This is a genomic window from Chromobacterium subtsugae (assembly GCF_001676875.1).
Taxonomy (GTDB): domain Bacteria; phylum Pseudomonadota; class Gammaproteobacteria; order Burkholderiales; family Chromobacteriaceae; genus Chromobacterium; species Chromobacterium subtsugae.
On the sequence record NZ_JYKA01000031.1, the window covers coordinates 1 to 19,255 of the forward strand.

The 19,255-nt window shown below is 66.7% G+C and carries 15 protein-coding genes; 9 read left to right on the top strand and 6 right to left on the bottom strand.

All coding sequences use genetic code 11. The features are described from left to right. The 6 genes from MY55_RS21820 to MY55_RS21845 all read left to right on the top strand — a co-directional run. The coding region (locus MY55_RS21820; protein ID WP_244270706.1) for a putative Ig domain-containing protein at positions 1-1,120 on the top strand (1,120 nt) is incomplete at its 5' end. A 67-nt stretch (positions 1,121-1,187) separates the two neighbouring features. Next, on the top strand, positions 1,188-2,705 hold the full coding sequence (locus MY55_RS21825; protein ID WP_080964108.1) for a TolC family protein: 1,518 nt from the start codon (positions 1,188-1,190) through the stop codon (positions 2,703-2,705). Further along, positions 2,702-3,445, top strand: coding sequence for an efflux RND transporter periplasmic adaptor subunit (locus MY55_RS21830; protein ID WP_043579660.1), 744 nt, complete (start codon positions 2,702-2,704; stop codon positions 3,443-3,445). Before MY55_RS21825 ends, MY55_RS21830 begins: the two co-directional genes overlap by 4 nt. Positions 3,446-3,449: 4 nt before the next feature. Further along, on the top strand, positions 3,450-4,775 hold the full coding sequence (locus MY55_RS21835) for an efflux RND transporter periplasmic adaptor subunit (RefSeq protein ID WP_043579662.1): 1,326 nt from the start codon (positions 3,450-3,452) through the stop codon (positions 4,773-4,775). Next, complete coding sequence (locus MY55_RS21840; RefSeq protein ID WP_244270707.1) at positions 4,760-6,886, top strand: site-2 protease family protein; 2,127 nt, start codon at positions 4,760-4,762, stop codon at positions 6,884-6,886. Before MY55_RS21835 ends, MY55_RS21840 begins: the two co-directional genes overlap by 16 nt. Before the next feature lie 72 nt (positions 6,887-6,958). Further along, the gene (locus tag MY55_RS21845) at positions 6,959-7,486 is read left to right on the top strand and encodes a GNAT family N-acetyltransferase (protein WP_047244588.1); all 528 of its coding nucleotides are present in this window, start codon (positions 6,959-6,961) and stop codon (positions 7,484-7,486) included. A 34-nt stretch (positions 7,487-7,520) separates the two neighbouring features. On the opposite strand, the gene MY55_RS21850 is transcribed toward MY55_RS21845, so the two are convergent. Both MY55_RS21850 and MY55_RS21855 read right to left on the bottom strand, forming a co-directional pair. Further along, positions 7,521-7,856, bottom strand: coding sequence for a hypothetical protein (locus MY55_RS21850; protein ID WP_043579667.1), 336 nt, complete (start codon positions 7,854-7,856; stop codon positions 7,521-7,523). A gap of 47 nt (positions 7,857-7,903) precedes the next feature. Continuing rightward, positions 7,904-8,491, bottom strand: coding sequence for a phage tail protein (locus MY55_RS21855; protein WP_043579670.1), 588 nt, complete (start codon positions 8,489-8,491; stop codon positions 7,904-7,906). Positions 8,492-8,647: 156 nt separating this feature from the next. Here MY55_RS21855 and MY55_RS21860 point away from each other — a divergent pair, with 156 nt between their 5' ends. Continuing rightward, a complete protein-coding gene (locus MY55_RS21860) occupies positions 8,648-10,951 on the top strand; it encodes a DNA internalization-related competence protein ComEC/Rec2 (protein ID WP_244270708.1) in 2,304 nt (767 codons plus the stop codon). Here MY55_RS21860 and MY55_RS21865 read toward each other — a convergent pair. Genes MY55_RS21865 through MY55_RS21880 form a run of 4 tightly spaced genes read right to left on the bottom strand, consistent with a single transcriptional unit; the run spans position 10,938 to position 15,716 of the window. Then, positions 10,938-11,828, bottom strand: a complete 891-nt coding sequence (locus MY55_RS21865; protein ID WP_043579672.1) for an ATP-binding response regulator — start codon at positions 11,826-11,828, stop codon at positions 10,938-10,940. The two genes, MY55_RS21860 and MY55_RS21865, sit on opposite strands and share 14 nt — an antisense overlap. Next, on the bottom strand, positions 11,803-14,400 hold the full coding sequence (locus MY55_RS21870) for an ATP-binding protein (protein ID WP_047244587.1): 2,598 nt from the start codon (positions 14,398-14,400) through the stop codon (positions 11,803-11,805). Before MY55_RS21870 ends, MY55_RS21865 begins: the two co-directional genes overlap by 26 nt. Positions 14,401-14,411: 11 nt before the next feature. Continuing rightward, positions 14,412-15,188: a ParA family protein gene (locus MY55_RS21875; protein WP_080962190.1), complete on the bottom strand. Its 777-nt coding sequence runs from the start codon at positions 15,186-15,188 to the stop codon at positions 14,412-14,414. 48 nt (positions 15,189-15,236) lie between these two features. After that, the gene (locus MY55_RS21880; protein ID WP_043579674.1) at positions 15,237-15,716 is read right to left on the bottom strand and encodes a surface-adhesin E family protein; all 480 of its coding nucleotides are present in this window, start codon (positions 15,714-15,716) and stop codon (positions 15,237-15,239) included. Between the two features lie 268 nt (positions 15,717-15,984). Here MY55_RS21880 and recQ point away from each other — a divergent pair, with 268 nt between their 5' ends. Next, positions 15,985-17,784, top strand: coding sequence for a DNA helicase RecQ (gene recQ, locus MY55_RS21885; RefSeq protein WP_047244586.1), 1,800 nt, complete (start codon positions 15,985-15,987; stop codon positions 17,782-17,784). Between the two features lie 80 nt (positions 17,785-17,864). Next, positions 17,865-19,082, top strand: a complete 1,218-nt coding sequence (gene argJ, locus MY55_RS21890; RefSeq protein ID WP_043579678.1) for a bifunctional glutamate N-acetyltransferase/amino-acid acetyltransferase ArgJ — start codon at positions 17,865-17,867, stop codon at positions 19,080-19,082. Positions 19,083-19,255 lie beyond the last annotated feature (173 nt).

Genomic DNA, 19,255 nt, shown 5'->3' on the forward strand with positions numbered 1-19,255 from the left:
CATTCGGGCGACGGCGACCGACGCGGCCGGCAACATCAGCGGGCAGTCGACCGGCTACACCATCACGGTGGACACCGCCGCGCCCCAGGTGCAGAGCTTTACCGCCACCGACGCCTTGAGCACTTCGGCCAGCACGCTGGGCTACCAAGTGGTGTTTTCCAAACCGGTGGTCGGGTTCAACGCAGCCGACCTGAGCGTGGTGACCAGCAGCGGCGCGCATGGCACGGTGGCGAGCGTCACGCAGATCAACGCGACCACTTACGCCATTCAACTGACCGGGGTGGGCGGCGACGGCACCCTGTCGCTGGCGATCAAGAGCGGCACGGTCAGCGATGTCGCCGGCAACCAGCTGGCGGGCACGGTCAGTGTGCCCGCGTATCAGGTATCGACGTCGGTGGTGATGACCAGCACGGTGACGCCGGTGGCGACTGTCGAGACGACCAGCTTCGGCAATACCATACAGCTGCCGCCGATCACGCCCAATATCGTGTTGGCCGCGGTCAGCGGCAACCCTGCGGTGACGACCGCCAACGGCAACACCGCTCCAGGGACGGGCACGCTGCCGACCGATCATGCCGGCGTCGGAACCAGCGTCACTACGCCTACTTTCGGTACGACGGACACCGTCAATGGCGCGGCGCCGTCCTTTGTCAGCAATGTGGCGGCCAACCCCACCATCGCGCTGCAGGTGAACCCGGATCTTGGCGTCAGGCCGCTGGTGTCCGGGCAGTCTTTCTCCATCACGCTGCCGCCGGCCACCATCATCACCCGCGAGTCCACGGCCAGCCTGAGCATTGTCGCCCGGCAGAGCGATGGCCAGCCGCTGCCCTCGTGGCTGAAGTTCGACCCGGCGACGGGCAAATTCATCGGGCAGGCGCCGGCGGGCTGGAACAAGCCGATTTCAATCGACATCCGCGTGCAGGACAAGAGCGGCCACCATGGCAACAGCCACATCCAGCTCAACTTCGGCCAGTCGCGTGCGAACGGAACGCCGGCGGGCAAGGCGGCAGGCAAGGCGGCCGCCGGCAAGCTGGCGTTGAACCAGCAGTTCGACCGCCACGGCCACAAGGCTTTCCTGCAGCGGATGCAGGCATGGCTGGAGGGCGATGGGCAAGCGTAGCCTTGCGCGGCGGCAGGCATGGCGGGGTTCGGACCCCGGCATTTTCCAAGTTCAAGGGGACAGCAGCATGCAATCCAAAGATCAAGCGGGATCATGGGTGGTTCGACTGACCGTTCTGGCCGTCGCTGCGGCGCTGGCCGGCTGCGCGGCGACGCCGCAGCCGATCAGCCTGTCGGAGCGGCAGGCCACGCTCGCCGCCGACAGGCAGGCGATGTTCGGCAGCCAGGAAGCGTTGTCCGCGCCGGTCACCTTGCAGGAGGCGATGGCGCGGGCGCTCAAATACAATCTGGATTACCGGGTGAAGCTGATGGAAGAGGCGATGGCGCAGCGCCAGCTGGATCTGTCCAGCCTGGACATGCTGCCCAAGCTGGCGCTGGCGGCGGGCTACACCTCGCGCAGCAAGGACAACGCCTCGTCCTCGCAAAACATCGCCACCGGCGAGCAGTCGCTGGCGCCGTCCATCTCCAGCGAGAAGCGCGACCGCACCGCCGACCTGAACCTGAGCTGGAACGTGCTGGACTTCGGCGTCAGCTATTTTTCGGCGCAGCAGCAGGCGGACCGGGTGCTGATCCTGGAGCAGCGCAAGCGCAAGGTCGCGCAGCAGCTGATGCAGCAGGTGCGCGAAGCGTGGTGGCAGGCCGCCGGCGCGCAGCGCCTGCAAGGGCGGGTGGACGCGTTGCTGAAAGACGCCGAATCGGCGCTGGACGACGCTCGCCACGTCGAGCAGCAGAAACTGCGGGCGCCGCTGGACGCGCTCAATTACCGCCGCCAGCTGCTCGACGTGATCCGCCAGATGAGCGCGGTGCGCAACGCGCTGTCGCAGGCCAAGCCCAGGTTGGCCGCCATCATGAATGTGACGCCGGGCCAGGACTTCCAGGTGGCCGCCTCCGCCGACATGCCGGTGCCGGCGCTGGGCATCGATGTCGACAAGATGGAGGACATGGCCCTGCTGAACCGGCCGGAAGTGGTCGAAGCCAATTACAGCAAGCGCATCAGCGCGCTGGAGACGCGCAAAGCCATCGCCAAGCTGTTGCCGGGGCTGGAGTTCAGCGTCGGCCAGCATTACGACAGCAACAAATTCCTGATCAACAACTCCTGGAGCGACGCCGGGCTGCGCATCAGCTGGAACCTGCTGAACTTGTTCAGCGCGGGGCCGATCACGCGCGCGGCCGAAGCGCAAAAGCGGGTGGACGACGCGCAGCGGATGGCCTTGAACATGGCGGTGCTGACCCAGGTCCATGTCGCTTATCTCGACTTCCAGGGCAAGGCGCGGCAGTTCGAACTGGAGCATGAGCTCAACAGCGTCGACCAGGCCATCTATGAGCAAACCCGCAATGCGGTGGACAGCGGCGCCACCGCGCGGCTGCAGGGCATTCTGGCCGACGCCAACGCGGTGTTTTCGTCGCTGCGGCTGTTCCAGACCTACGGCGATCTGCAAAACGCCTATGGCCAAATGGGCGCCAGCCTGGGGCTGGACCCGCTGCCGGCCGCTACCCAGGGCTATGATCTGGCTTCGCTCAGCGCCGCGTTCCGCGGCTCCGAAACCAAATGGCAGGGCACGGTGGCGGGAGGCGCGGCCAAATGATAACGCGCTGGCTCACCCTCGCCGCCATCGGACTGGCCGGCCACGCCGGCGCGGCCACGCCGCCGGCCTCGACGCTCAACGCCGCCGACGGCCGCATCCGCGTGCAGCTGATGTCGCGCCACGCGGTGACCCTGTCCAGCGAAATCCCAGCCAAGATCTCCGCGCTGCCGGTAGTGGAAGGCGGAAGCTTCCGCCGCGGCCAGCCGCTGGTGGAGTTCGACTGCAGCAGCTACCGCGCGCAGCTGCGCAAGGCGCAGGCCTCGCTGGAGGCTGCCAGCCAGCTGTTGAAGGTCAACAATCAGCTGGCCAAATACAACTCGGTCGGCACGCTGGAGCTGACCCAGGCGCAGGGCAAGGCCAAGGAGGCCGCCGCCGATGCCAGCTACGCGCAGACGCTGGTGTCGAAGTGCAGCATCGCGGCGCCGTTCGACGGCCGGGTGGCCAAGCGCAGCGCGGCGGTGCACCAGTATGTCAGCCCGGGCAACCCCATCCTGGACATCGTCGATTCCGACTCGCTGGAGTTGCGGATGCTGGTGCCGTCCAAGTGGCTGGCCACGCTGAAGCCAGGCAGCCGTTTCACGATCTCGGTCGACGAGCTGGGCGCCAGCTTCCCGGCCCGGATAGAGCGGCTGGGCGCGCAGATCGACCCGGTGAGCCAGTCCATCCTGGCGATAGGCGTGATAGACGGCAAGGCCGGCAACTTGCTGCCCGGCATGAGCGGCTGGGCCAGTTTCAAATAAGGCCATGGGACACGCCGACAAAAGTCTGGAACTGGCCACCCTGCTGCAGCTGCAGCGCCATGCGCGGGAGGCCGACAGCGCGGCGCAGCTGGGCTTCGTGATGGTCAACGAAAGCCTGCAGCTGCTGCCCTACCGGCAGGCCGCACTTTGGCGCGAGGGCCTGCATCGCCATGTCGCAACCTTGTCCGGCCTGGTTGATCCCGACCCCACCGCGCCCTATCTGCAATGGCTGAGCGCCTTGTTCCGCCAATTGGCGCGCGAGGCCGCCGGCGCGGCCAGCCGGCGCTGCGAAGCCGCCGACCTGGCGCCGGCGCTGGCCGCGGAATGGCAGCAATGGCTGCCGCAGCATGCGTTGTGGCTGCCGCTGGGCGAGCATGGCGCCTTGCTGTTGGCGCGCGATCAACCCTGGAGCGACTACGAGCTCAAGCTGGCGGAAGAGCTGGCGCACGCCTACGCCCACGCGCTGCGGCAGTTCGCGCCGCGCCGCAACTGGCGGGCGCTGCTGCGGGATGGCCTGCGCGCCGGACCGCGGCGGCGGCGCGCGTTGTTGGCGGCCCTACTGGTGGCCTGTTTTCCCATTCGCCAGAGCGTGCTGGCGCGCGCCGAAGTGGTGCCCAGCGACCCGATGCTGCTGCGGGCGCCGGTGGCGGGGGTGATAGACCGCGTCGAAGTGTCGCCCAATCAGCCGGTGAAGCGCGGCGCGCCCTTGTTCGATCTGGACGCCACCCTGTTGTCCGGCCAGTTTGAGCTGGCCAAGGAAGAAAGGCGGGCGGCTGAGGAAAGCTTCCGCGCCAGCGCGCAGTTGGCGGTCACCGATGACAAGGGCAAGCTGGCGATGGCGCAGGACAAGGCCAGGCTGGAGGAGAAGGACATCAGCGCCGATTTCGCCGGCCGCGAGCTCAAGCGTCTGCATGTCACCGCTCCGGCCGACGGCGTGGTGGTGTTTTCCGACCGCAACGACTGGCAGGGCAAGGCAGTAGCCCAGGGCGAAAAGGTGATGACGCTGGCGGACCCCGCCAAAGTGGAGCTGACAGCCTGGCTGCCGGCGGCCGAGGCCATCGCCATCCAGCCCGGCAGCCAGGTCACGCTGTATCCCAACGCCTCGCCGTTCCGCTCCTACGATGCCACTTTGCTGCGGGTGGCCTACAAGGCCGAAGTCAGTGAGGGCAATCTGCTGGCCTACCGTCTGCAGGCGAGCTTCGCCGCCGGCCAGCGTCTGCCGCAATTGGGCCAGATGGGCACCGCGCGGGTGTATGGCGACTGGGTGCCTTTGTCCTATTACGCGCTGCGGCGGCCGTTGACGGCGGCGCGGCAATGGCTGGGCTGGTGATGGGCGCCGCGGCGCTGCCGCCGCTGCGGCAGGAGTTGACCCTGCACGCCGGCCCGGCGCAGGCGGACGGCTCGCCCAGCTGGATGCTGCACGATCCGGGAGCCAACCGTTTCTATCAGCTGGGTTGGGCCGGTTTCGAGATGCTGTCGCGCTGGCCGCTTGGCGACGCCGCGGCGGTATTGGCGGCGGTGAATGCCGAAACCACGCTCGAACTGGGCGAAGACGATCTGCTGCAGCTGCTGCTGTTTTTACGGCAGCACCAATTGCTGCAACCGCTTGCCCCCGCCGATTGCGAGCGGGTCTGGCGCCAGTACCAGGCCGGCAAGCCCGGGCATGCGATGTGGCTGTTGAAGAACTACCTGTTCTTCCGCATTCCGCTGGTGCGGCCGGAGCCGGTGTTGAACCGGCTGCTGCCCTGGCTGGCGGCGGTGTTTCGGCCGGCGTTCTGGTGGCTGATGGCGACGGTCGCCGCGCTGGCGCTGGCGCTGGCGTCCCGGCGCTGGGATGAGTTCACTCATACCTTCTCCGGTTACGGCGGCTGGAGCGCCGCATTGGGCATCGCGGCGTCGCTTAGCTTGGCCAAGATATTGCACGAGCTGGGCCATGCGTTGACGGCCCGGCATTTCGGCTGCCGGGTGCCGGCGATGGGAGTGGCCTTCCTGGTGATGGTGCCGGTGCTGTACACCGATACCAGCGACGCCTGGAAACTGCCGTCGCGGCGGCAGCGCATGCTGATCGGCGTCTCCGGCATGCTGGCGGAGCTGACGCTGGCGGCCTGGGCCACGCTGGCCTGGTGCTTCCTGCCGGACGGTCCGCTGCGGGCGGGGGTGTTTCTGCTGGCCACCACCACCTGGCTGGCGACGCTGGCGATCAACTCCAGCCCCTTCATGCGCTTCGATGGCTATTTCCTGCTGGCAGACTGGTGGGGCATGCCCAATCTGCACGCCCGCGCCTTCGCGCTGGCGCGCTGGCAGATGCGGCAGTGGCTGTTGGGGCTGGACGACCCGGTTCCTGAGTTCTTCCAGCCCGCCCGGCGCCGCGCGCTGATCCTGTTCGCCTGGGCCACCTGGCTGTACCGGCTGGTGCTGTTCCTCTCCATCGCCTTCCTGGTTTACCACCTCTTTTTCAAGACTTTGGGCCTGCTGTTGCTGGGCGTTGAACTGGGCTGGTTCATCGCGCGGCCCATCGTTGCCGAGCTGCGTTGCTGGTGGGCGCGGCGGGCGGATTTGCGCTGGCAGCTGGAAACCGCGCGCAGCGCCGCTTTGTTGGCGTTGATCGCTCTGTTTCTGTTGCTGCCGTGGCAGCGCGATGTCTTCTCCAGCCCGGCGGTGTTGGCCGCCGCGCAATCGCAAGGCTTGTACGCGCCGGATGCGGCGGAGGTGGTCGAGGTCAAGGCGCGGGATGGCCAGCAGGTGCGGGCGGGCCAGGTGTTGGCCAGGCTGTACTCGCCGGAATTGGCCCGGCAAATGGCGCAGGCCCAGGTGGTGGAGCGCCACCTGGCCTGGCAGGCGTCGCAGCAGCCGTTCAACAGCGAGTTGCAGCAGCAGGGGCCGGCCTTGCAGAAACAATGGCGGGCCGCGCAGCAGCAGGTGGCCAGCCTGTCCCGGCAAGTGGCCAGACTGGTGCTGACGGCGCCGTTCGCCGGCCGGGTGGCGGACAGCAGCGAGGCGTTGCGGCCGGGCACCGTGGTGGCCGAGGGCGAGCATCTGCTGGATCTGGTCGGGCCGGACGGGGCGCGGGGGGAAGCGTTTGTCGACGAGGACAGCCTGATCGGGCTGCGGCGCGGCGGCCGCGCCAGCTTTGTGCCAGACAGCGGCGAGGGCTGGGCGGTGTCTTGCCGGCTGGGACCGATAGACAGCCTGAATCTGGCCACGCTGGACCAGCCGCTGCTGGCTTCCACTTTCGGCGGGCCGATCGCCACCGAAGCGCGCGACCATGGCCTGGTGCCGTTGAGCGCGGTGTTCCGGGTCCGGCTGGAGGACTGCGACCGCCAGGTCGCGCCGCTGCGCGAAACCGCGGGTTGGGCGAAGTTGCGCGGCGAGCGCTACAGCCTGTTGCAGCTGGGTTGGCGGCATCTTCTGGCCGTTGTCGAGCGCGAGGCCGGCTTGTAGCCGTTACGCGCTGTCCGATCGAGACGGCGCTGGTTTTCCCATCATTCACCGTGTCAATTCCAAGGAGAGAGCATGGCCGCCGAACTCAATTTCGCCTCCCTGGCCCAGGGCCTGACCCTGAGGCCGGCGCAGTCCGCCGACGCGCCTTTCATCGACAAGGTCTACCGCAGCGCGCGGCCGGACCTGCAGTGGATACAGGGGGAGCGCGAACTGATCGATACGGTGCAGCGCCAGCAGTTGCAGGCGCTGCTGCAGGGCGCGGGGCAGAATCATCCGAACGCGATGCATTTCGTGGTGGAGCAGACCGGCGCCGCCATCGGCGTGGTGATGGTGGACTTCGGCCATAACGAGGTGCGGGTCATCTTCCTGGCCATGCTGCCGGAGACGCGCGGGCGGGGCTATGGCAAGCAAGTGCTGCAGGGCTTGCAGCAGGCGGCGCGCCAGGTGCGTTGTCCGCTGGCGGTGGTGGTGTGGCATGGCAACGAGCAGGCGCGGCGTCTGTATCAGTCGCTGGGTTTCGTGCTGGAAGAGGCGGGCGCGGTGGCCGACAAGCTGGTGTGGTATCCGGACGGCCGGTCCATCATGGTCGGGGCGGTTTGAAGCTGCCAGCCGCTGGCGGCTGGCGCTGGCGGCGTTAATTGAACGGCAACTGGAAATAGCAGTACTGGCGGTCGCGGCCCATGGCGCCGGTGCGGCTGATCCAGACGTTTTCCAGCCGCCGTTCGGGCAGGCCGTCTGCCGCCGGCAGGCTCAGGGTGCCGACGGCGTCCACCAGTTCGGTGGCGTGGGCGGCGACCAACTCCACCACGAAAGGCGTGCGCTGCGTGTCCTCCCGGCCAGGCACCTGCGCCAGTGGCTTCTGGCGGACAGTCTGGATCCGCAATTCCAGTTCGGGCTGCTGCTCCACGCTGAACAGACAGCTCTGCCCCAGCAAGGGAGCGAAATCTTCGCTACGGAGTTCGGCCAGCATCGGGTTCTCCTCGGCGGCGCGGGCGGGCCGCGCCGCCTGCAGTGGCGTTATTGTCTGGTGGGGAAGATGCCTTGCACGGCGATGCAGAAATTCAGCGCCAGGTAGGGGTTGAGCACGCTGACCGGGGCGGTGCCGCCGGCGGTGTCGGTATTGCCGCTCAGTCCCAGCCCTTTGACGGTGACCGGGCTCTCCAGTTGTTGGCTCCAGATGGTGGCGAGGCCGGTGCCGCCGCCGGAGGCGCCCAGATAGGGGTTGCTGGTGCTGGGCGCGCTGGCCGGTGTCGTCGGGTTCGGGACGGTGGAGGCCTGGAAGCTGACGTTGACGGCCGAGGTGCCGTGGTTGTGCAGCGGCATGTTGGCGGTCAGCAGGTTGACGGTCTGTTGGCCGCCGAAGTTGCCGATGGCGTAGGACGGCAGGTTGTAGGTGGGTTGCGCCGGCCCGATGCTGATGGGCATCCGGCCACACAAATTGGGCAACTGGAATACGGTGCTGCCATTGCCGCCGTAGTGGCTGCCGATGGTGGCGAAAAGCGCCTGGTTCTGGGAGACCTGCAGGGTTTGGCCCTGGCATTGCGCCCAGTCTATCGGGGGAAAGTCGAAGCCAAAGGCGAGAATGGTGCCGATGTATGCGTCCACGTTTGCTCCTTCGTCAGTGATCCCGCCAGCGGGATGCCGGCAGGGCTGTAACTTCCGCGATTGCCACAGATTCAGCTTATACAGAATTCAATTTAATCAACATTGTCATTTGCCATGATGGTATTTCCACTTAATCGGCGGCCGGGCGGAGGCGAAATGCCGGATGGCCGCGAACGGCGCGCCAGGCCCGCGCCTGGCATGGCGGCGCTGATTGCCTGGGTCGTCGGGGTGGGGGGCTGCGCTTTCCTGCCGGCTTTGCCGGACCTGCGCGAGTATGCGCTGCTGCCGGCGGCGCTGGCCGCTTGTGCCTGGCGGTCGGGCTGGCCGCTCCGCCGATGGCTGCTGGTATTGCTGGCGCTGTGCCTGGGTCTTGGCTATGCCGCAGCGCGCGCGCAGTGGCGGCTGCAGCAGGAATTGCCGGCCGCCTGGCAGCAGAAGCCGATTGCGTTCGTCGCGGTGGTGCGCGGCCTGCCAGATCCCGGCGAGTACGGCGTCCGGCTGGTGCTGGAGGTGGAGCGGACGCTGACGCCGGGCGCGGCGCTGCCGGAGCGGGTGCAGCTGCACGACTATCTGAAGCGGGACTGGCCGCCTGGCAGCCGCTGGCAATTGAGCGCGCGATTCAAGCCCAGGCGCGGCAGCGCCAACGCGTTCGGCTTCGACGCCGAACAGTGGCTGTGGTCGGAGGGGCTGCTGGCCAGCGGCTCGGCCGGCAAGGAGCGGCGGAGGCTGGCCGACGGGCACGGCCTGATGGCCTGGGTGGACGGCTGGCGCGCGCGCCAAGTGGCGCGCATCGAACGGGCGCTAGGCACCGGCAGGGAGTCGGCGTTGGTGGCCGCGCTGACGGTGGGCGCGCAGCAGCGGGTGGCGCGGGAGGATTGGCAATTGTTCGCCGCCACCGGCCTGACCCACATCGTGTCCATCTCTGGTTTGCACATCACGATGCTGGCGGGATTGGCGGGCTGGGCATGCGCCAGCCTGCTGCGCCGCTGGCCGGTGGCGCGCGCGCCGCGTTTGCTGGCCGCCGGCGCCGCCCTGTCGGCGGCCACCGTCTATGCGCTGCTGGCCGGCTTCACGGTGCCGACCCAGCGCACCTTGTTCATGTTGGTGGCCGGCTGGGGCTGTTTGCAGCTGCGCCGCCAGCTGTCGCCGTTCCAGGTGTGGTGGCTGGCGCTGTCGTTGACCTTGCTGCTGGACCCGTTCGCGGTGTTGGCGCCTGGCCTGTGGCTGTCGTTCGGCTTGGTGGCGGCGCTGATGTTTTGTTCGTTGGCGCGGCGTCGGCCGCCGCCGGGCTGGCGCGCCGCGCTGGATGGCCAATGGGCGGCGGGGGTGGCCAGCTTGGTGCCGCTGGCGGCGCTGTTCGGCGGTTTTCCGTTGTTGTCGCCACTAGCGAACGCGCTGGCCATCCCCTTCGTTTCCATGCTGCTGACGCCTGCGGCGCTGCTGGCGGTGGCTTTGCCGTGGGATGGCTTGTTGCCGCTGGCCGCTTGGCTGGCGCGAGCTTTCTACTTCGGCGTGGAGCGGCTGGCCGCCGGGCCGGCCTGGCATGTGGCGGGCGCGCCGTGGCCGCTGCTGGCGCTGGCCGGCGCGGGTTCGCTGTGGTTGATCGCGCCGCGCGGCGTGCCGGGCAAGCCCTTGGCCTGCCTGCTGTTGCTGCCGGGTTTGCTCTACCGGCCGCCGGGGCCGGCGCGCGGCGAATTTCGCGCGACGGTGCTGGACGTGGGGCAGGGCTTGTCGTTGCTGGTGCAGACGGCGGAGCATGCGCTGCTGTTCGACACCGGCGCCGGCGACGCCGGCCGGGTGGTGCTGCCGCAGTTGCGCGGGCTGGGGGTGGCGCGGCTGGACGCGCTGATGCTGTCGCATCACGACAATGACCACGACGGCGCGGCGGCCGGCGTGTTGGCGGCCTTGCCGGTGGGAAAGGTGTTGGCCGGCCAGCCGCAGACGCTGCCGCGGGCCGCAGCTTGCCGGCAGGGCCAGGGTTGGGACTGGGACGGCATACGCTTCGATGTGCTGGCGCCTGGGGCCGGGGCGGCGGCGGGCGAGGACAATGCTCGCAGCTGCATCCTGCGGGTGGCGGGCGGCCGACATGCCTTGCTGATCAGCGGCGACGCGCCGCGGCAGGTGGAGGACGCGCTGGCGGCGCAGCCCGGCATCCGGCTGGCCAGCAGCGTGCTGATCGCCGGCCACCACGGCAGCCGCACCTCCAGCGGGGAGGCCTGGCTGGCGGCGGCGCGGCCGCGGCTGGCGGTGGTCAGCGCGGGCTTTCTCAACCGCTACCGCCATCCGCATCCGCAAGTGTTGCAGCGCTTCGAGCAATACGGCGCAACGGTGCTGCGCACCGATCTGGACGGCGCGGTGACGCTGGACTTCGGCCGCGAGCTGCGCTGGGGCTGCCTGCGGCAGCAGCAGCCGCGCTACTGGCGCGCTCGCGGCGCCTGCGGCGGGATCAGCCCTGACTGACGCGGGCGATCACCCGGTTGCCCTTGCCTTCGTAGTGCAGGCTGTCGAAGGACAGCTTGCGGGCGATCAGGATGCCGCGGCCGTGGCTGGTCATCAGCGAGGCCGGCTCGGCGTTCTGGTAGTACTCCCAGTCGAAGCCCGAGCCCATGTCCTCGACGATGAACTGCAGCTGCTGCCCGATCAGGCTGAATTCCAGCGACACCTCGCGGTCGCGGTATTCCGGCGCCAGCTGCCGGCGCTCCAGCTCCTGCTCCCATTCGCCGCTGGCCAGCAGCTGGCTTTTCTGCTCGTAGCTGATGTCCAGATTGCCGTGTTCGATGGCATTGACCAGCAGTTCGAACAGCCCGGTGGCCACCCGCTCCGGCTGCGAGCTGGTCTTGGCCAGCAGCGCGGTGATGGATTGGGCTTCGCGGTGGGTGCGGCAGCGGAAGCGGGCGCCCTGCAGGTGGCGCAGCGCGTCGACATGCAGATTGGCCAATTCGCGGAAATGGGCGTAGCGGTCCCAGTGGCCGACGGCGGCGCCGACGATGGCCAGCAGCATGTCGCGAGAAAATGGCTTGGTCAGGTAGTAGAAAGCGCCGGCAGCCAAGCCTTCCTGCACGCTGGAGGCGGCGCCCATCGCGGTTTGCATGATGACGGGCAGGAACTCCAGCCGCGGCTCGGCCTTGATCTTCTTGAGCACGTCGAAGCCGCTCATGCCCGGCATCATCTTGTCCAGCAGGATGGTGGAGAACTGTTCGCCTTCGCGCTCGAGGATCTGCCAGGCGACTTCGCCGTTTTCCGCTTGCCGGGTTTCGTAGCCGGCATCCTCCAGCAGTTCGGTCATCAGTTCCAGATTGAACGGCTCGTCGTCAACGAGCAAGAGTTTGTGAGGCATCCGGCGTTCCCTCCTCTAGGTTACGCTGAAAATGACTGGGAATGGAAAAGGTGAAAATGGCGCCGCTGTCAGGCAGATTGTCGGCAATGATCCGACCATGATGGGCGTGGATGATTTCGCGGCTGATGGCCAGGCCCAGGCCGGTGCCGCCGGCGCCGGTTTTGGTGGTGCTGCTCTGGATGAACTTGTCGAAAATGGTTTCCAGCTCTTTTTCCGGGATGCCGGGCCCGGAGTCGGCCACGCTGACGTGCGCCCATTCCTGGCCGTCCTGTTCGTCCAACAGCGCCCGCACGCGGATTTCCGAGCCGGCGGGGCTGAACTTGACGGCGTTGGACAGCAGATTGCGTATCACCTGGCCGATGCGGAAGGGGTCGATGTCGGCCGCTAGGGTTTCCGGCGCGCATTCCAGATCGATGCGGATCTGGTTGCGGGACGCCATCGGCGTCATTTCGTCGCAGGCTTCGCGCAGGCATTGGCTGAGATTGCCGCGGCCGATGTTGTAGTCCATGCGGCCGACCTCCATCTTGGCCATGTCCAGCAGGTCGTTGAGCAGGGTCAACAGCCGGCTGCCGCTGGTGTTGATGCGGGTGAAGTATTGCTCCAGTTTGGCCTCGCCCAGACTCTGCGCGCGCAGCTGTCCCATTTCGGTGAAACCCAGGATGGCGTGCAGCGGAGTGCGCAGCTCGTGCGACATATTGGCCAGGAACTCGGTCTTGGCGCGGCTGGTTTCCTCGGCCAGGATCTTGGCGTGGCGCAGGGTTTCCTCCAGCGAGCGCTGCGCGGAGATGTCCAGGTACACCCAGATGGTGCCGAGCTTGGGCACCGAGGGGTTGACCGCGCGGCCGTGCAGGCGGCACCAGAACAGCTGGCCTTTGCCGGTGCGCAGCCGGACTTCGGTTTGCACCACCTTGCCATCGTTGAGCAGGCTGTACAGGGCCTTGCCGGTGCGCTCCCATTGTTCGGGGTTTTCAAAGTAAGGCATGGTGGGGCGGCCGATCACGTCCTGGCCCTGCTGCTGGAACAGCTCCAGAAAAGCGTGGTTCACCTGGCGCAGATTGCGGTCGACGATATAGGCCATCGCCAGCGGGCTGGCGTCCAGCAGCGCCGCAAGCTGCCGGCTTTGCACTTCCACTTGTTCGGCGAGGCTGTTCTTCAGCTGGATCAGCGCTTCTTCCTGCTCCTTGCGGCGCGAGATATCGCGGCAGACGGTGACGTAGAACCAGTCATCCGGCATCACCACCCGGCTGAGGGACAGCTCCACTGGCAGCTGTTGCTCGTCGCTGCGCAGCAAGCGGGTTTCGAACGGCCGGCCTTCGTGCTGGCTCGCGGTCTGCTCGAACGCGTGGCCGGGGTCGGGATTGTACAGATCGGGGAACAACACGCCGGCGGGCAGGTTTTCCAGCGAGTGGGCGCTTTGCTCCACCAGTTTGGCCGCCGCGGGGTTGGTCTGCAGGATATGGCCGCTGCGGTCTATCAGGATGATGGCGTCGGAGCTGGCCTCCAGGATGGCGCGCTGGCGGGCCTCACTTTGCGCCAGCGCCTGTTCCGACATCACCCGGTCGCTGATCTGCTCGCGCAGCGTGCGGTTGTTCTGCTCCAGCAGCAGTTGCTGTTGTTTGAGCTGTTCGTGCAACTGGCGATTGGCCAGCAGCTGGCGTTGCTGCAGCAACAGCAGCAGCGCCAGGGTGGCGGACGAGGCGATCAGCACCGTCCAGGCCATCGGGCTGAGCAGGGGCTGCACCGGCTGCAGCGAATAGGCGCCCAGCAGCAATTCGTTGCCGCCGACCTTGCTGCGGCGCGAGAACATCGGCGGCTCGGTGGGGATGGGGCGGCCCGGCGCCGAGTCCAGCAGCGGCACGTCGGGCTGGTTCTTGCTCCAGATCAGCAGGCGGACATGATGCAGCGGATTGTCGGTGATCAGCTCGTTGCCTATCGGCTGCATCAGCTTGTCTTGGCGCAGATTGAGCAGCAGCAGCGTGTGGTCGTCGCCCAGCCGGGTGATGATGTCGAGCCGGATGCCGCCTAGGCCGGAGAGCTGGCTGGGCAGCAGCATCGGCTGGTCGCTGCGGCGGGCCAGGTCCAGCAGCCATTTGGAGTCGCCCAGATGGCTGAGGTCCAATCCCTGCGGCAGCGCGTTGGCGTCGTCTGGCAGGTAGCTGGCCACCGGGTAGTACTGCAATTGGACCGGGCTGGGCTGCAGGTGCTGGTTCTTCAGGAAGCGGATGCTGGTGGCGATGCGGTTTTCGAAGGCGTCGCGCTGGTTTTGCTCGACCAGCGCCACGGTGCCGATGCCGGCGAACACGCTGTCCTCGCGCACCACGCGGCGGGCCATTTCCGCCAGGCCGCGCGCCTGGCCGTTGCTGGCCAGCTGCTGCGCCATGATCCGGGTATGCTCCAGCGCGTCCTCCAGCTGCACCACCACCAGACCGGTGCCAAGCGCCCCCCAGTGCTGCTGTTCCTGCAGACGTTCGGCGCGGTCATGCTCCAGCAGCAGCCAGTATTCGGTGAACAGCAGGCCCGCCCCCAGCAGGCAGCCCAGCAATAGCGAGGTGAGTCGGTTCAACCTCGGCATCTGTTTCCTCGTCAGCGCTCGCTCAATTCTTGATACAGAGCCTCGAATTCACGGGACAGCTTGTGGCGCGGATCCAGGTACACCATAGGGCGGGCGGCCTGGTGCGATTCGCGGATCTTGACCGACGCCGACAAGGGCGAGGCCAGCACCGGCAGGCCTTCGGCCTTCAGCTCGTCCACCAGCCGCACCGGCAGGCTGGCGCGGGGCTGGAACTGGTTGACCACGATGCCTTCTATATACAGCGCGGGATTGTGGTCGGAGCGGATCTCGTCGGCGCTTTCCTTCAGGTTATAGAGGGCATGCCGTGAGAATGCATCGCAATCGAAGGGAATCAGGCAGCGGTCGGCGGCGATCAGCGCCGAGCGGGTGTAGAAATTCAGCGCCGGCGGCGTGTCTATCCAGATTTCGTCGTAATGCGGCGCCAGCTGGTCCAGCGCTTCCTTCAGCTTGAACATCTTGTAGCGCGACTCCAGCTTGGCCATCAGTTCGGCCAGTTCGGGCTGGGAAGCCAGCAGCGACAGGCCATCTATGCCGGTGGCGCGGACGAAGTCCTGCGGCTCCTTGCCGAACAACGAGATGTTGAGCATTTGCTGGAACAGGTCGGCGACGCTGGGGCCGGCCTCCTTCATCGCCTCGCCCAGCAGGTAGTGGCTGGCGTTGCCTTGCGGGTCCAGGTCGATCAGCAGCACCCGGCGGCCGCGGCTGGCCGCCACTGCCGCCAGGTTGACGGCGATGGTGGATTTGCCCACCCCGCCTTTCTGATTGAATACCACGCGTCGGATAGTCATGGGGATTCCTGTTGATTGGCGGGCGGCGGGCGGGATCAGAAGCCGGGATCAGAAGCCGGGCTGTCCCTTGCAGACCAGCAGCATCTGCTGGTAACTGGCGGAATTCTGCACGACCGGCATGGCTTTTATCTGACTGTCATTATAGGAGAAGCTGGCGATCTGCCGGCCGTTTTCATCGAACAGCGTCATGTCCAGCAGGCGGAAGGTGTGCTGGGAGCAGTCTATCTGCCAGGTATTCAGCGAAACCTTGTGCCGCGGCGTGGACAGGAAGTTTTCCTGCTTCAGGTTGAAGATGGTCTTGCGGTCGCGGAAGGTGACCAGCGGGCCCTGGCGCTTGAGCGACAGCCAGTCCAGCTCGTTGAGGATGTTGCCGTTGGGCGAGACGCCCAGATTCTGCCAGTCGGCGCTGGCCGGCGGCGGCGCCGGCTCTGCCGCTTTGGCCGGGGCGGGGGCGGCGGCCTGCTGGGGCGCGGTGGCGCAGCCGGCCAGCAACAGCAGGGCGAACAAGGGGGCAAGACGAGTACGCATGTTGATCTCCAGAATATCCCGCCAGTGTCGCATAGCCGCCCGCCAGGGGAAACCGGCTGGCGCGGCGCGGCATGAATTTGCGAAAAGCGCGGAACTTTATCGCGGCGGGGCGGGTCTGTCACAGTGCGAGAGCATTTTTCCTCTTCGTTTCACATTGTCTCCATCCAACTTGTGGCCGCCATATCCTGGCGGCTTCTTTTTTTGTCCCGGCGCATTCCTCCCCCCGCTTGCCGTACAATGGCGTTTTTTCCCGCAGATCGCACCCGGCATGCACGACGCAGTCTCCATCCTCAATCATGTTTTCGGCTACCCGGAATTCCGCGGGCAGCAGCAGGAGATCGTCGAGCAAGTCGCGCATGGCGGCCACGCGCTGGTGCTGATGCCCACCGGCGGCGGCAAGAGCCTGTGCTACCAGATTCCGGCGCTGCTGCGCGACGGCGTGGCCATCGTGGTGTCGCCGCTGATCGCGCTGATGCAGGACCAGGTGGCCACCTTGCAGGAGCTGGGCGTGGCCGCGGCCTGCCTGAACTCCGCCACCTCGCCGGAAGAGGCGCGCGACATCGCCCGCCAGGCCCGCGCCGGCACGCTGGACCTGTTGTACGTGGCGCCGGAGCGCTTGCTGACGCCGCGCTTCCTGGAATTCATGTCCAGTCTGAACATCGCGCTGTTCGCCATCGACGAGGCGCACTGCGTCAGCCACTGGGGCCATGATTTCCGTCCCGAATACCAGCAGCTGGGCTTGCTGGCCGAGCGCTTCCCGCAAGTGCCGCGCATTGCGCTGACCGCCACCGCCGACGAGCAGACCCGGCTCGACATCATCCATTATCTGAAGCTGGCCGAAGCGCGGGTATTCCTGTCTAGCTTCGACCGTCCCAACCTGTTTTACCAGGTGGTGGAAAAGCACAACGCCAAAAAGCAGCTGCTGGACTTCATCCGCCAGGAGCACCAGGGGGCCACCGGCATCGTCTACTGCCTGTCGCGCAAGCGGGTGGAGGACACCGCGCAGTGGCTGTGCGACAACGGCATCGAAGCGCTGCCCTACCATGCCGGCCTCAGCCACGCCCAGCGCGAGGCGCACCAGCGCAGCTTCCTGCGCGAGGATGGCATCGTGATGGTGGCCACCGTCGCCTTCGGCATGGGCATCGATAAACCCGACGTGCGTTTCGTCGCTCACATCGACATGCCCAAGAGCCCGGAAAACTTCTACCAGGAGTCCGGCCGCGCCGGCCGCGACGGCCTGCCGTCGGCCAGTTGGTTGTGCTACGGCCTCAACGACGTGGTGCAGCTGCGGCAGATGATAGAAGGCGGCGAGATGGCCGAGCTGCAGAAACAGGTGGAGCTGTCCAAGCTGGATGCGATGCTGGCCTTCTGCGAAACCGCCGGCTGCCGCCGCCAGCACATCCTCGCCCACTTCGGCGAGGACAGCCGCCCCTGCGGCCATTGCGACAATTGCCTGCACCCGCCCATCACTTATGACGCCACCGAACCGGTGCGCAAGCTGTTGTCCTGCATTTATAGAGTGGGGCAACGCTTTCCCACCGGCCATGTCATCGACGTGCTGCTGGGGCGGCAAAGCCCCAGCATCGGCCATCATCGCCACGACCAGCTCAGCACTTACGGTATCGGCAAGGATATGAACCAGCGCTGGTGGCGCTCCATCGTCCGCCAGCTGGTGGCGCGCCAACTGGTGCAGGTGGACATCGCCCGCGGCCAGTCGCTGGTGCTCACCGATGCCTGCCGGCCGCTGCTGAAGGGCGAGGAAAGCATCTATCTGCGCCCGCTGGCCGACGAGAAGAAGTCGCGCGGCAGCGCCGCCGCCGACCGCTGGTTGCGCACCGAGCGAGAGGAGAGGCTGTGGCAGGCGCTGCGCCGCTGGCGCCGTCAGGTGGCCGACGAGCACAATGTGCCGGCCTACGCGGTGTTCTCCGACCGCACGCTGCGCGATCTGGTGGAAAAGCGCCCGGACAGCCCGGCCGGCCTGCGCCATATCCACGGCCTGGGCGAGCTCAAGCTGGCCCGCTATGGCGAAGCCTTGCTGCAATGCCTGAGCGAGGCGCAGCAAGCCTGACGCGAGGCTGGTTTTGCTGCGACGCAAATGACCAGATTCTTATATAATCGGTCGCATATTTGTAAATTGTGGAGTATCGCATGGCTGTGAATCTGAATCCGCCGCAAGCCGGCCTGCTGCCGCCGGTCGCCGGCGTCGAATTGCTGGTGGCCGAAGCCGGCATCAAAACGCCGGGCCGCAAGGATGTGCTGGTGGTACGTCTGGACAAGGGCAATACCGTGGCCGGCGTGTTCACCCGCAACCGTTTCTGCGCGGCGCCGGTGCAGCTGTGCCAGGAGCACCTGGCCGCCGGCGTGCAGATCCGCGCGCTGGTGGTGAATACCGGCAACGCCAACGCCGGCACCGGCGTCGATGGCCGCCAGCGCGCGCTGAGCGTGTGCCAGGCGCTCGCCGCGCAAAGCGGCGTGCAGACCGAGCAGGTGCTGCCGTTTTCCACTGGCGTGATCCTGGAGCCGCTGCCGGCCGGCAAGATCATCGCCGCTTTGCCGACGCTGCGCGCCGCCGACTGGGCCGATGCGGCCCAGGCCATCATGACCACCGACACCATAGCCAAGGCCGCCAGCCGCACGCTGCAGCTGGATGGCAAGCCGGTCACCATCACCGGCATCGCCAAGGGCTCGGGCATGATTCATCCCAATATGGCCACCATGCTGGGATTCGTCGCCACCGACGCCGCCGTCACCCGTCCGCTGCTGAACCAATTGCTGCGCGAAGTGGCCGATCTCTCCTTTAATAGCATCACGGTGGATGGCGATACCTCCACCAACGACAGCTTCATCCTGATTTCCACCGGCAAGAGCGAGGCGGGCCTGATCGACTCCGCCGAGCAGCCGGCGTATCAGCAACTGAAGCAGGCGTTGCTGGAAGTGGCGATCGAACTGGCGCAGGCCATTGTCCGCGACGGCGAGGGCGCCACCAAGTTCATCACGGTGGACGTCAACGGCGGCCGTTCTGTGGCCGAGTGCAAGGATGTGGCCTATGCGATTGCCCGTTCGCCGCTGGTGAAGACCGCCTTCTTCGCCTCCGACCCGAATCTGGGCCGGCTGCTGGCGGCCATCGGCTATGCCGGCGTCGCCGATCTGGATGTGGATCGCCTCTCCTTATATCTGGATGATGTGCTGGTGGCCTGCGACGGCGGCCGCAATCCGGCATACAGCGAAGAGCAGGGTCAGGCGGTGATGAACCAGAGCGAAATCACCGTGCGAGTGGAGTTGGGGCGCGGCGCCGCCAGCGCCAGGGTGTGGACCTGCGACTTCTCCTATGAATATGTGCGCATCAACGCCGACTACCGCAGCTGATTCATCCTGAGATAAATTGAAAAATGGCGTGTAACAGTAAAAAGCCTCCAGAAACGGAGGCTTTTTGCATTTTTCTCAGCAGCGCACGCAGCCGCTGTGGCACTTTCTGTTGGCTTCTCAGCCTGAACATCAAGAGCAGGGTTTTTATTAAATGTTTAAAATCAACGACTTGT